Below are 13,687 nucleotides of genomic sequence, written 5' to 3'. Positions count from 1 at the left end.
AGCCACCGGAGTTGAACGTTCGTCACTCAGTGAAACCGGGCGCGGACGCACTGAAGGCCCGACAGCGGAAGGATTGGTACAGGGGTTCATCAATCGGGACACAAGGGCGTGCGTCCGGGCCTCGAAGGGGGGTGACCGGCCGGTACCGGGTCCCCTGCCATCCCTGCGTGAAGTGGTGAACGTCACACGATCAACAATGTCAGGTGAACTCCCGGCGTATTTCCGTCCTCAGGCCGCCATCAGACCGTGCAGAAATGTCAGGTCGACCCGTTCGAGCGAGGGCAGGACGGTGCGCCGGACGGCCGGGGCGATCGGGGCCACGGAGGGCACCGCCACGACGAGGCAGCCGGCCGACTCCGCCGCGGCGACACCGGTCGCGGTGTCCTCGACGACGGCGCATCTGGCCGGGTCCACGCCGAGGCCTGCGGCGGCGGCCAGGTACGGGTCGGGGTGCGGCTTGGTGCGCGGCACCTCGTCGCCGGCGACCGTGAGGGCGAAGTGCTGCGGGCCCAGGGAGGTGAGCACCCGGTCGATGATGCGTCGGTGCGAGGCGGAGACCAGGGCGGTGGGGATCTCGCACTCGTACAGCTCGGCCAGCAGCCGGGCGGCGCCCGGCATCAGCGGCAGGGCGCGGCCTATGCGTTCCTCGAAGCCGTCGTTGAGCAGCATTGTGAGCTCGGCGAGGGTGATGTCGGCGCCGGTGGCCTCGATCAGGAACCCCGCGCTGCGGGTCATGGGACCGCCGACCACGACATGGCGCCAGGAGTCGTCGAGCGTGTGGCCGAGGGCGGTGAAGACCTCGACCTCGACGTCCCACCAGAAGCCCTCGGTGTCCACCAGAGTGCCGTCCATGTCGAGGAGCACGGCCTGCAGGGCGGAGCCGTCGGCCGTACGGGTTACTGGCGCGGGGACCGTGCTGGTCATCCGGGCGCACCTCCTTGAGGGGCGAGCAGGCCGGTTCCCGGGTGGGGAACCGGCCTGCGGTGGACCGACCAGTCTACGTCGTCCGCGGACGAAGCGCCTTGTTTGGCCTGTGCGCCCCGGGGCACACAGGAATCCCAGCCGGGGGTGGCCCGGACGTGGCCCCGACTGGTGCCCTGACGTGCGCCCAGAGGGATGTCCCGGCGCACGCCGCTGGGCGCCGCCTCAGCGGGCGTTGAAGTACTTCGCCTCGGGGTGGTGGATCACGATGGCGTCCGTGGACTGCTCGGGGTGCAGCTGGAATTCCTCGGACAGCTGGACGCCGATCCGCTCGGGCTGGAGCAGGTCGGCGATCTTGGCGCGGTCCTCCAGATTCGGGCAGGCGCCGTAGCCGAGGGAGAAGCGGGCGCCGCGGTACATCAGCTCGAACATCCCCTGCATTTCGTCCGGGTCCTCGCTCGCGAAGCCGAGTTCGGAACGCACGCGCGCGTGCCAGTACTCGGCCAGCGCCTCGGCCAACTGCACGGACAGGCCGTGCAGTTCGAGGTAGTCGCGGTAGGAGTCGGACTCGAACAGCCGGGCGGTCTCCTCGCCGATCCGGGAGCCGACGGTGACGACCTGAAGGCCGACGACGTCGGTCTCGCCCGACTCCTCCGGGCGGAAGAAGTCGGCCAGGCACAGCCGGCGGCCGCGGCGCTGGCGCGGGAAGGTGAACCGGGTGCGCTCGTTGCCCTGCTCGTCCAGGAGGATCAGGTCGTCGTCCTTGGAGACACACGGGAAGTAGCCGTAGACGACTGCCGCCTCCAGCAGGTTCTCCGTCTGCAACCGGTCCAGCAGGCCGCGCAGCCGGGGCCGGCCCTCGGTCTCGACGAGCTCCTCGTACGACGGCCCCTCGCCGGTGCGGGCCTGCTTCAGCCCCCACTGGCCCTTGAACAGGGCGCCCTCATCGAGCCAGCTCGCGTACTCCTTGAGCTGGATGCCCTTGATGACACGGCTGCCCCAGAAGGGCGGGGTGGGCACGGGGTTGTCGGTGGCCACGTCGGAGCGGGCCGCGCCCTCCTCGGGACGCTCGGCGACCTCCACCGTCGCCGCGCGCACCCGGCGCTGCCTGAGCTCGGGCAGGGCCGCGCCGGGCACGCCGCGCTTGATGCCGATGAGCGCGTCCATCAGACGCAGCCCCTCGAACGCGTCGCGGGCGTAGCGGACTTCGCCCTCGTACAGCTCGTGCAGATCCTGCTCCACGTACGCGCGGGTGAGGGCGGCGCCGCCGAGGATGACCGGGTAATTGGCGGCCAGGCCCCGGGAGTTGAGCTCCTCCAGGTTCTCTTTCATGATCACCGTGGACTTGACCAACAGCCCGGACATGCCGATCACGTCGGCCTTGTGCTCCTCGGCGGCGTCCAGGATCGCCGAGACCGGCTGCTTGATGCCCAGGTTGACCACGTTGTAGCCGTTGTTGGACAGGATGATGTCGACCAGGTTCTTGCCGATGTCGTGCACGTCCCCGCGTACCGTGGCCAGCACGATGGTGCCCTTGCCGTCGTCGTCCGTCTTCTCCATGTGCGGCTCGAGGTGGGCGACGGCCGCCTTCATCACCTCGGCGGACTGGAGCACGAACGGCAGCTGCATCTGGCCCGAGCCGAACAGCTCACCGACCACCTTCATGCCGTCCAGCAAGGTCTCGTTGACGATGTCGAGCGCCGGGCGGGACTGGAGCGCCTCCTCCAGGTCGGCCTCCAGGCCGTTGCGCTCACCGTCGATGATGCGGCGCTTGAGCCGCTCGTCCAGCGGCAGCGCGGCCAGCTCCTCGGCCTTGCCCGCCTTCAGCGACTTGGCAGTGGCGCCCTCGAACAGCTGCATCAGTTTCTGCAGCGGGTCGTAACCCTCACGGCGACGGTCGTAGACCAGGTCGAGGGCCGTCTGCACCTCTTCTTCACTGAACCGGGCGATCGGCAGGATCTTCGACGCATGGACGATCGCCGAGTCCAGCCCCGCCTTCACGCACTCGTCCAGGAAGACCGAGTTCAGCAGGATCCGCGCGGCCGGGTTCAGACCGAAGGAGATGTTCGACAAGCCCAACGTGGTCTGCACCCGCGGGTGGCGCTTCTTCAGCTCCCGGATGCCCTCGATGGTGGCGATGCCATCGCCCCGGGACTCCTCCTGACCGGTGCAGATGGTGAAGGTCAGACAGTCGACGAGGATGTCCTCCTCGTGGATGCCCCAGTTGCCGGTCAGGTCCTCGATCAGCCGCTCGGCGATCTCGACCTTCTTCTCGGCGGTACGGGCCTGGCCCTCCTCGTCGATCGTCAGCGCGATCAGCGCGGCGCCGTGCTCCCGCGCCAGCTGGGTGACCTTCGCGAAACGGGACTCGGGGCCGTCGCCGTCCTCGTAGTTCACCGAGTTGATCACCGCGCGCCCACCGAGCTTCTCCAGGCCCGCCTTGATGACGTCGACCTCGGTGGAGTCCAGCACGATCGGCAGCGTGGAGGCCGTGGCGAAACGCCCGGCCAGCTCCTCCATGTCGGCGACACCGTCGCGGCCGACGTAGTCCACGCACAGGTCGAGCATGTGCGCGCCCTCGCGGATCTGCTCCCGCGCCATCTCCACGCAGTCGTCCCAGCGGCCGTCCAGCATGGCCTCACGGAACTTCTTCGAGCCGTTGGCGTTGGTCCGCTCGCCGATGGCCAGGTACGAGGTGTCCTGGCGGAACGGCACGCTCTGGTAGAGGGAGGCCGCGCCCGGCTCGGGCTGCGGGCTGCGCTCCGGCGGGGTGACGTCCCGGACGCGCTCGACGACCTGCCGCAGGTGCTCCGGCGTCGTTCCGCAGCAGCCGCCGATGAGGGACAGGCCGTAGTCGCGGACGAAGTTCTCCTGCGCGTCGGCCAGGCCCTCCGGGCCGAGCGGGAAGTGGGCGCCGTCCTTGGTGAGGACCGGCAGGCCGGCGTTCGGCATGCACAGCAACGGGATGCGGGAGTGGCGCGTGAGGTAGCGCAGGTGCTCGCTCATCTCGGCCGGGCCGGTTGAGCAGTTCAGGCCGATCATGTCGATGCCGAGCGGCTCCAGGGCGGTCAGGGCCGCGCCGATCTCGGAGCCGAGCAGCATGGTGCCGGTGGTCTCGAAGGCCATCGAGCACAGCAGGGGCACCTCGACACCGGTGGCCTCCATGGCGCGGTGGGCGCCCAGGATGGAGGCCTTGGTCTGGAGAAGGTCCTGCGTGGTCTCCACGAGCAGCGCGTCCGCGCCGCCGGCCAGCAGGCCCTCGGCGTTGGCCTGGTAGCCGTCGCGGATCGTGGCGTACCCGATGTGGCCGAGCGTGGGCAGCTTGGTGCCGGGGCCGACCGAGCCGAGCACCCAGCGGGTGCGGCCGTCCTCGGCGACGTACTCGTCGGCCACCTCGCGGGCGATGCGGGCACCCGCCTCGGAGAGGTCGTGGATGCGGTGGGCGATCTCGTACTCGGCCGCCGCCGAGTGGTTGGCGCCGAAGGTGTTGGTCTCGACGCAGTCCACGCCCACCGCGAAATAGGCGTCGTGGACGGAGCGGACGATGTCGGGCCGGGTGAGGTTCAGGATCTCGTTGCAGCCTTCGAGGTTCTCGAAGTCCTCCAGCGTCGGATCCTGAGCCTGGAGCATGGTGCCCATGGCGCCGTCGGCGACCACCACACGGGTGGCGAGCGCCTCACGGAGGGCGGACACGCGGGTCCGGCTGTCGGCGGAAGGGGTCAGTGGCAACGAGGCCATGAAAAGGGCTCCCTCGGGTGCGACGGCTGTCGGCTATGCGGCTCCCGCGCGTGTGCGGAAGCAAGGGCACCGGATCAGCCTAACCGGGAGTCGGCTCGGATGGGCAGGGCGTCCACGGGACGGACTCAGGTGGCGTCCGGATTGCCGACAGTTGGCCGAAAGGTCACGGGTACACGCCGCGGATGCCGGCGGATCGGGGGCGAATGGCGGTGGATGGCGCCGGAACATTAGCGGGAGGTCGGCATCGACCGGTAGTGTTCGACATTGCCGAACGGCGGCAGCGGCGTCGCGGGTCGACGGTCGAAGGGGACGGAGGCAGGACGGCGATGGCACGGAACATCCAGTCGCTCGAACGGGCGGCCGCGATGCTGAGACTGCTCGCGGGCGGCGAGCGGCGGCTCGGCCTGTCGGACATCGCCTCCTCGCTGGGCCTCGCCAAAGGCACCGCTCACGGCATCCTGCGCACCCTCCAGCAGGAGGGCTTCGTCGAGCAGGACGACACCTCCGGGCGCTACCAGCTGGGCGCCGAGCTGCTGCGCCTGGGCACCACCTACCTCGACGTGCACGAGCTGCGCGCGCGAGCCCTGGTGTGGACGGACGACCTGGCCCGCTCCAGCGGCGAGAGCGTCTACCTGGGCGTGCTGCACCAGCAGGGCGTACTGATCGTGCACCACGTCTTCCGGCCCGACGACAGCCGGCAGGTCCTGGAGATCGGGGCCATGCAGCCGCTGCACTCCACAGCCCTTGGCAAGGTGCTCTCCGCCTACGACCCGGTCGCGCACAGCGAGGCGATCGAGGCCGACCGCAAGCCGTTCACGGACCGGACCGTGTGCGAGCTGGAGAGATTCGAGCACGTCCTCGATATCACGCGCGCGCGGGGGTACGCCGCCGACGTCGAGGAGACCTGGGAGGGCGTCGCCTCCGTCGCCGCGCCGATCCACGACCGGCGGCGCATGCCGGTGGGCGCGGTCGGCGTCACCGGCGCCGTGGAGCGGCTGTGCCGGGACGGTGAGCTGCGCCCCGAGCTGATCGCGGCGGTACGGGACTGCGCCCGCGCGGTGTCGCGGGACCTGGGCGCCGGGCGGTTCTGAGGCGTACGGCGCCGGTACGGACGTACGAGACTTACGAGACTTACGAGACTTACGAGACACACGAGAGGACCGGGACGCCCCTGCCGGCGTTCCGGCCACCGGGCTGCCGGGCCTGCCACGAAGCACGCATGTCGGGCACATGTGGACACACAGTCACCGAAGATCGATAACCCGTCGCGATCAATAACGATCGTGCTTTCGATAACAGAACCCTTGACGGGCGCGTAACGCCGAAGCAAGACTCCCGTCCGTTGGTCGACATTGTCGAACACCTACCGGCAATACGCGCTAGAGTGTGACAACGCCAGGCCGGTAGCACTGCCCCTGGACGAAGGACAAAGGAGTCGCGGGTGTCCAGCTCCGACATCTTCATCGGTGAGACCATCGGTACCGCCATACTCATCCTGCTCGGCGGTGGAGTCTGCGCCGCCGTCACCCTGAAGGCCTCCAAGGCCCGCAACGCCGGCTGGCTCGCCATCACCTTCGGGTGGGGCTTCGCAGTGCTCACGGCGGTCTACATCGCGGCGCCGCTGTCCGGCGCCCAGCTGAACCCGGCCGTGACCCTGGGCATCGCGATCAAGGACGGCGACTGGAGCACCGTTCCGGTGTACTGGGCCGGACAGATGCTCGGCGCGATGATCGGCGCGTCCCTGATCTGGATCGCGTACTACGGCCAGTTCCACGCCCACCTCACCGACCGGGAGATCGTCGGCGGTCCGGGTGCGCAGGCCACCAAGGCCAAGGCCGTCGAGGCCCAGGAGCCGGGTGCCGGTCCGGTGCTCGGCGTCTTCTCCACCGGGCCCGAGGTCCGGGTCGCCTGGCAGAACGTCGCCACGGAGGTCATCGGCACGATGGTGCTGGTGCTCGCCGTGCTCACCCAGGGGCTGAACGTGACCGACAACGGCACCAAGGGCCTCAGCACGCTGGGCGGCCTGATCACCGCGCTCGTGGTCGTGTCGATCGGCCTGTCCCTCGGCGGCCCGACCGGCTACGCCATCAACCCGGCCCGTGACCTCGGTCCGCGCATCGTGCACGCCCTGCTGCCGCTGCCCAACAAGGGCGGTTCCGACTGGGCCTACGCCTGGGTCCCCGTGGTCGGACCGCTGCTCGGCGGTGCGCTCGCCGCAGGCATCTACAACGTCGCCTTCGCCTAGGAAGATCAGGCCTGCGGGTTGTGGAAACGCACAGCACGCGCCGTACGTACAGCCATTGACCACGGTACCTCAGGAGCACACAGTGACCGACGCCCACACCGCCGGCCCTTTCATCGCAGCCATCGACCAGGGCACCACCTCCAGCCGGTGCATCATCTTCGACCGCGACGGCCGGATCGTCTCCGTCGACCAGAAGGAACACGAGCAGATCTTCCCGAAGCCGGGCTGGGTGGAGCACAACGCCACCGAGATCTGGACCAACGTCCAGGAGGTCGTCGCCGGGGCCGTCGCCAAGGCCGGCATCACCCGTGACGACATCAAGGCCATCGGCATCACCAACCAGCGCGAGACCACCGTGCTGTGGGACCGGAACACCGGTGAGCCGGTCCACAACGCCATAGTCTGGCAGGACACCCGCACCGACACCCTGTGCAGGGAGCTCGGCCGCAACGTCGGCCAGGACCGCTTCCGCCGCGAGACCGGCCTGCCGCTGGCCTCCTACTTCGCCGGTCCCAAGGCCCGCTGGCTGCTCGACAACGTCGACGGTCTGAAGGAGCGCGCCGAGGCGGGCGACATCCTCTTCGGCACCATGGACAGCTGGGTCATCTGGAACCTGACCGGCGGGGTGAACGGCGGGCGCCACGTCACCGACGTCACCAACGCCTCCCGCACCCTGCTGATGAACCTCCACACCATGGAGTGGGACGACAAGATCTGCGAGTCCATCGGCGTGCCGATGCAGATCCTGCCGGAGATCCGCTCCTCCGCCGAGATCTACGGCGAGATCAAGGGCGGCAAGCTGGGCGAGCTGCTCGGCGGCATCCCGGTCGCCTCCGCGCTGGGCGACCAGCAGGCAGCGCTGTTCGGCCAGACCTGCTTCTCCGAGGGCGAGACCAAGTCGACGTACGGCACCGGCACCTTCATGGTGATGAACACCGGTGACAAGATCATCAACTCCTATGCGGGTCTGCTGACCACGGTCGGCTACAAGATCGGCGACCAGCCGACGGTCTACGCCCTGGAGGGCTCGATCGCCGTCACCGGCTCGCTGGTGCAGTGGATGCGCGACCAGATGGGCCTGATCTCCACCGCCGCCGAGATCGAGACGCTCGCGCTCTCGGTCGAGGACAACGGCGGCGCCTACTTCGTGCCCGCCTTCTCCGGCCTGTTCGCCCCGCACTGGCGCTCCGACGCCCGCGGTGTGATCGCCGGCCTGACCCGGTACGTCACCAAGGCGCACCTCGCGCGCGCCGTCCTGGAGGCCACCGCCTGGCAGACGCGGGAGATCGCCGACGCCATGGTCAAGGACTCCGGCGACGAGCTCGTGACCCTCAAGGTCGACGGCGGCATGACCGCCAACAACCTGCTGATGCAGACGCTCGCCGACGTCCTGGACGCCCCCGTGGTGCGCCCGATGGTCGCCGAGACCACCTGCCTCGGCGCCGCCTACGCCGCCGGTCTCGCCGTCGGCTTCTGGAACAGCACAGACGACCTGCGCCAGAACTGGCGGCGGGCCGCCGAGTGGACCCCCCGCATGGACGCGGAGACCCGCGACCGTGAGTACAAGAACTGGCTCAAGGCCGTCGAGCGGACCATGGGCTGGATCCCCGAGGAAGACTGACGAGGAGTAAGAAACCGCATGACCACTCAGTCCACCCTGCAGTCCGTGCCTGCGCTGGGGACCCGCCCGGCCTCCGGCGTAGGCCCGAGCCGCGCCGAGACCCGGGAACAGCTCGCCAAGGCGTCGTACGACCTTCTCGTGATCGGCGGCGGCATCCTGGGCATCTCCACCGCCTGGCACGCCGCGCAGTCCGGCCTCAGGGTGGCTCTGGTCGACGCCGGCGACTTCGCCGGCGCCACCTCCTCCGCCTCCTCCAAGCTGCTCCACGGCGGTCTGCGCTACCTGCAGACCGGCGCGGTGAAGCTGGTGGCGGAGAACCACTTCGAGCGCCGTGCGGTCTCCCGCCAGGTGGCCCCGCACCTGGCGAACCCGCTCACGTTCTACCTCCCCGTGTACAAGGGCGGGCCGCACGGCGCGGCGAAGCTCGGGGCGGGCGTCTTCGCCTACTCCGCGCTGTCCGCGTTCGGTGACGGCGTCGGCCACCTGCTCTCGCCGGCGAAGGCGGCGCAGGACGTGCCCGAGCTGCGCACGGAGAACCTGAAGGCCGTGGCCGTGTACGGCGACGACCAGATGAACGACGCGCGCATGGCGCTGATGACGGTCCGCGCGGCCGTCGAGGCGGGCGCGGTGGTCCTCAACCACGCCGAGGTGACGGGCCTGCGCTTCACCCGGGGCCGGGTCACCGGTGCCGAGCTGCGCGACCGCCTCTCCGGTGACGAGTTCGGTGTCACCGCGCGTCTGGTGCTGAACGCGACCGGCCCGTGGGTCGACCACCTGCGCCGGATGGAGAACCCGAACGCGGCCCCGTCCATCCGCCTCTCCAAGGGCGCGCACCTGGTCCTGAAGCGCACCTCCCTGTGGCGGGCCGCGCTCGCCACCCCGATCGACAAGTACCGGATCACCTTCGCCCTCCCCTGGGAGGACATGCTGCTGCTCGGCACGACCGACGAGGTGTACGAGGGCGACCCCGGGGATGTCGCCGTGGGCGACAAGGACATAGCCCAGATCCTTGACGAGGCCGCCTTCTCCGTCCGCGACCAGCAGCTCGACCGGGACCTCATCACATACGCCTTCGCGGGCCTGCGCGTGCTGCCGGGCGGCCCCGGCGACACGGCCAAGGCCAAGCGGGAGACCGTCGTCACTGAGGGCCGGGGCGGCATGCTGTCCGTCGCGGGCGGCAAGTGGACGACCTTCCGGCACATCGGCCGTACGGTCATGAAGAAGCTGGAGTCCCTGCCGGGCCATCCGCTCGGCGACGACTTCGAGCCGATCGCCTCCCTGCCGAAGAAGCTGCCGCTGCCCGGCATCGCCAACCCACGCGCGGTCGCCCACCGCCTGCTGACCGACCACCCGGCGCCCGGCCCGCGCATGGCCGCGGACACCGCCAGGCACCTGGCCACGCACTACGGCTCGCTGGCCTTCGACATCGCGCGGCTGGCCAACGACAACCCGGAGCTGGCCGAGCGCGTCCACCCGGACGCCCCGGAGATCTGGGCGCAGGTCGTCTGGGCCCGTGACCACGAGTGGGCCGAGACGCCGGACGACGTGCTGCGCCGCCGTACGACGCTGACCATCCGCGGCCTGGCCACGGACGAGGTCCGTACGAAGGTCCAGGACCTGCTCGACAAGGAGTAGGCGTGAGGTAGGTCCCACAGGCCCGGACAGGCCCGGCCCGCCGGGAACGGAAGGGGCGGCTCCACACCGACGGAGCCGCCCCTTTCACCTGCGCGGACAACGTGGGACCGCGGGCGAGCCGGCCCCCGTAACATCGGATGTCTTACCGACATGCCTGAGCGACAGGAGGCCGGCCATGGCAGTGACCGACGAGGCGATCGAGAAGATCAAGGGAATGATCGTCTCCGGTGCGCTGCGCCCCGGCGACCGGCTGCCCAAGGAGAGCGAGCTCGCCGCCGACCTCGGGCTGTCCCGCAACTCCCTGCGGGAGGCCGTGCGCGCCCTGTCGCTGATCCGGATCCTGGACGTGCGCCAGGGCGACGGCACGTATGTCACCAGCCTCGATCCGCAGCTGCTGCTGGAGGCGCTGAGCTTCGTCGTGGACTTCCACCGCGACGACACGGTCCTGGAGTTCCTGGCCGTACGCCGCATCCTGGAGCCGGCCGCGACCGCGATGGCCGCTCTGCGCATCAGCGAACAGCAACTGGACGCGCTCGGCGCCCAGCTGGACAAGCTCGGCGACGACCCGTCGGTGGAGGACCTGGTCGCCTGCGACCTGGACTTCCACCGCGGCATCGTGCAGAGCTCGGGAAACTCCGTGCTGTGCTCGCTGCTTGACGGACTGTCCGGCCCCACCACGCGCGCGCGTATCTGGCGCGGGCTCACGCAGGAGGACGCGGTCGGGCGCACCCTGCGCGAGCACCGGGCGATCCTCGCCGCCCTGCGCGACCGGGACGCGGAGGCGGCGCGGTCGTGGGCGACGGTGCACGTCGCGAGCGTGGAGCAGTGGCTGCGGTCCACGCTGTGAACGCCGGTTCGCGGGGTGGCCGCAGGCAGCGGAGGGGCCGTGGACAGCTCGGATGACTGCTCGGGTGTTCCGGCGTGGCTCGCGGGGCAGTGATGGGGTCACTCCCCCGTGCAAGGGGGCTGCGGGCGCCCCCGCGGCACACCGTAAGGTTGGGGCGTTAAGCGAGGGCACGTCGGAAGGAGGCACTGGGTGATCGAGCTGGAGGGAGTTCCCGAGCTGATCGACCCAGTCATGGTGGCCGCGTTCGAGGGCTGGAACGATGCCGGCGACGCCGCCTCCACCGCGGTCGCGCATCTCGACAGGGAATGGAAGGGCGAGGTGTTCGCGGCGCTGGACGCCGAGGACTACTACGACTTCCAGGTGAACCGCCCCACGGTGTGGATGGATGCGGGCGTACGGAAGATCACCTGGCCGACGACAAGGTTGTCGGTGGTCCGGGTCGGCGGCGACAAGCCGCGGGATCTCGTACTGGTCCGGGGCATCGAACCGTCCATGCGCTGGCGCTCGTTCTGCAACGAGCTGCTCGGCTTCGCGCACGAACTGGGCGTGGAGCTGGTGGTCGTCCTGGGCGCCCTGCTCGGCGACACCCCGCACACGCGTCCGGTTCCGATCAGCGGGACCACGTCCGACCCGGACCTGGCCCGTCGCATGGACCTGGAGGAGACCAAGTACGAGGGCCCCACGGGCATCGTCGGTGTCCTTCAGGAGGCGTGCACGCACGCGGGCGTGCCGGCGGTGTCGCTGTGGGCGGCCGTCCCGCACTACGTCTCGCAGCCGCCGAACCCGAAGGCGACGCTGGCTCTCCTCAACCGCCTGGAGGACCTGATCGACGTGCGCATCCCGCTGGGCGAGCTGGCCGAGGACGCGCGCGCGTGGCAGGTGGGCGTGGATCAGCTGGCCGCCGAGGACAGCGAGGTCGCGGAGTACGTCCAGACGCTGGAGGAGGCCCGGGACACCGCCGAACTGCCGGAGGCGTCGGGCGAGGCCATCGCCCGCGAGTTCGAGCGGTATCTGCGGCGCCGGGACGGCGGCAGCGGCCAGCCCGGCGGGCACGCCACCGCGGACGGCGGCGAGGCCCCGCCGGGTGCGCCTTTTCTGCGAGACCGGGACAACCCGGGCGGCCGGGCGCGGCCTCCGAAGCCGCCGAAGGCGAGCGGGGACGACGAGGACTCGTCGGAGGACTGAGACTGAGCCGTTCACCGGACTGGGAAGAAACGGGGAAGGGGCGGTACGCGTGCGCGTACCGCCCCTTCGCTTCTTGCCGCGGGCCCGGCTAGAGGGCGACGCCGAGCAGTGCGTCCGCGGCGCGGGAGACGACGCCGGGGGCGCCGGTGTCCGTGCCGCCGTGCTCGTGCTGGAGCGCGGCCCAGCGGTCGACCGCGGCGAGCGCCGCCGGGGAGTCCAGGTCGTCGGCCAGGGCCTCGCGGATCTCCTCGACGAGGGCCTCGGCGGGCGGGCCGTCGGGCCGGGACACGGCGGACCGCCAGCGCTCGAGCCGCGCGAGGGCGTCCTGGAGCACCTGGTCGGTCCACTCCCAGTCGGCCCGGTAGTGGTGCGAGAGCAGCGCGAGCCGGATGGCGGCGGGGTCGACGCCCTCGCGGCGCAGCTGCGAGACGAACACCAGATTGCCCTTGGACTTGGACATCTTCTCGCCGTCGAGGGCGACCATGCCGGCGTGGACGTACGCCCTGGCCATGGGGAACTCGCCGGTGAGGGCCTGGGCGTGGGAGGCGCCCATCTCGTGATGCGGGAAGACGAGGTCGGAGCCGCCGCCCTGGACGTCGAAGCCCATGCCGAGGTGATCGAGGGCGATGGCCACGCACTCGATGTGCCAGCCGGGGCGGCCGCGGCCGAGCGAACCGCCCTCCCAGCTGGGCTCGCCGGGCCGGGCGGCCATCCACAGCATCGGGTCGAGGGGGTTCTTCTTGCCGGGCCGGTCGGGGTCGCCGCCACGCTCGGCGGACAGCAGCCGCATGGCCGTGGCGTCGAGGTTGGAGACCTTTCCGAAGTTCGGGTCGGACTCGACGGAGAAGTAGACGTCGCCTTCGAGTTCGTAGGCGGCGCCCGCGTCCCGGAGCCGCTCGACGAGCGGGACGATGCCGGGTATCGCCTCCACGGCGCCGATGTAGTGCCGCGGCGGCAGCATCCGCAGCGCGATCATGTCCTCGCGGAAGAGGGCCGTCTCCTGCTCGGCGAGGGCGGCCCAGTCGACGCCGTCACGGTCGGCCCGCTCCAGCAGCGGGTCGTCGACGTCGGTGACGTTCTGGACGTAGTGAACCTGCCGCTTGGTGTCGAGCCACACGCGCTGCACGAGGTCGAACGCGTTGTAGGTCGCCGCGTGACCGATGTGGGTGGCGTCGTACGGAGTGATGCCGCAGACGTAGATGCGGGCGACGGGACCGGGGTCGAGGGTGACGAGGCCGCCGGTCGCGGTGTCGTGGATCCTCAGGTCGCGGCCCTGACCGGGCAGGGCGGGGACTTCGGAAGCGGGCCAGGCATGCATGTCATGAGCCTAACCGGACGGATGTTCCGGATACGAACCGGAGCGGGGCAGCTGGCCGGGACGGTGGTCTTGCGGGTTCCCTGCCGGTGTGCGGGGGCGTGGAGCCGGTATGCGGAGGTGACCGGCGCCGGTATGTGCGAGTGACCGGCGTGGAGGTGGCCGTCGGTGCGTTTCACT

At 70.4% G+C, this 13,687-nt stretch carries 9 protein-coding genes; 6 read left to right on the top strand and 3 right to left on the bottom strand.

Annotation, left to right across the window (positions count from 1 at the left end):
* Window positions 1–228: 228 nt before the first annotated feature.
* Both H8R17_RS13325 and metH read right to left on the bottom strand, forming a co-directional pair.
* Entirely contained in the window at window positions 229–924 is a 696-nt protein-coding gene (locus H8R17_RS13325; protein WP_187823381.1) for an HAD family phosphatase, read from the bottom strand.
* 222 nt (window positions 925–1,146) lie between these two features.
* Window positions 1,147–4,659 carry a methionine synthase gene (gene metH / locus H8R17_RS13320; protein ID WP_187823380.1) on the bottom strand — a complete coding sequence of 1,171 codons (3,513 nt, stop codon included), beginning with the start codon at window positions 4,657–4,659 and terminating at the stop codon, window positions 1,147–1,149.
* Between the two features lie 326 nt (window positions 4,660–4,985).
* On the opposite strand from metH, the gene H8R17_RS13315 reads away from it, so the two are divergent.
* The 6 genes from H8R17_RS13315 (at window position 4,986) to H8R17_RS13290 (ending at window position 12,192) form a co-directional block, all read left to right on the top strand.
* On the top strand, window positions 4,986–5,750 hold the full coding sequence (locus H8R17_RS13315) for an IclR family transcriptional regulator (RefSeq protein WP_187823379.1): 765 nt from the start codon (window positions 4,986–4,988) through the stop codon (window positions 5,748–5,750).
* Window positions 5,751–6,100: 350 nt separating this feature from the next.
* Window positions 6,101–6,904, top strand: coding sequence for an MIP/aquaporin family protein (locus tag H8R17_RS13310; protein WP_187823378.1), 804 nt, complete (start codon window positions 6,101–6,103; stop codon window positions 6,902–6,904).
* A gap of 82 nt (window positions 6,905–6,986) precedes the next feature.
* Window positions 6,987–8,525, top strand: a complete 1,539-nt coding sequence (gene glpK, locus H8R17_RS13305; protein WP_187823377.1) for a glycerol kinase GlpK — start codon at window positions 6,987–6,989, stop codon at window positions 8,523–8,525.
* 18 nt (window positions 8,526–8,543) lie between these two features.
* Complete coding sequence (locus H8R17_RS13300) at window positions 8,544–10,160, top strand: glycerol-3-phosphate dehydrogenase/oxidase (RefSeq protein WP_187823376.1); 1,617 nt, start codon at window positions 8,544–8,546, stop codon at window positions 10,158–10,160.
* A gap of 175 nt (window positions 10,161–10,335) precedes the next feature.
* Complete coding sequence (locus H8R17_RS13295) at window positions 10,336–11,007, top strand: FadR/GntR family transcriptional regulator (RefSeq protein WP_187823375.1); 672 nt, start codon at window positions 10,336–10,338, stop codon at window positions 11,005–11,007.
* A 189-nt stretch (window positions 11,008–11,196) separates the two neighbouring features.
* The gene (locus H8R17_RS13290) at window positions 11,197–12,192 is read left to right on the top strand and encodes a PAC2 family protein (protein ID WP_187823374.1); all 996 of its coding nucleotides are present in this window, start codon (window positions 11,197–11,199) and stop codon (window positions 12,190–12,192) included.
* Window positions 12,193–12,280: 88 nt separating this feature from the next.
* On the opposite strand, the gene mshC is transcribed toward H8R17_RS13290, so the two are convergent.
* Entirely contained in the window at window positions 12,281–13,510 is a 1,230-nt protein-coding gene (gene mshC, locus H8R17_RS13285) for a cysteine--1-D-myo-inosityl 2-amino-2-deoxy-alpha-D-glucopyranoside ligase (RefSeq protein WP_187823373.1), read from the bottom strand.
* Window positions 13,511–13,687 lie beyond the last annotated feature (177 nt).

The organism is Streptomyces sp. TRM68367 (assembly GCF_014495685.1).
Classification (GTDB): domain Bacteria; phylum Actinomycetota; class Actinomycetes; order Streptomycetales; family Streptomycetaceae; genus Streptomyces.
The sequence above is the reverse complement of the archived record's forward strand: the minus strand, read 5'-3'. Positions and strand labels throughout refer to the sequence as shown.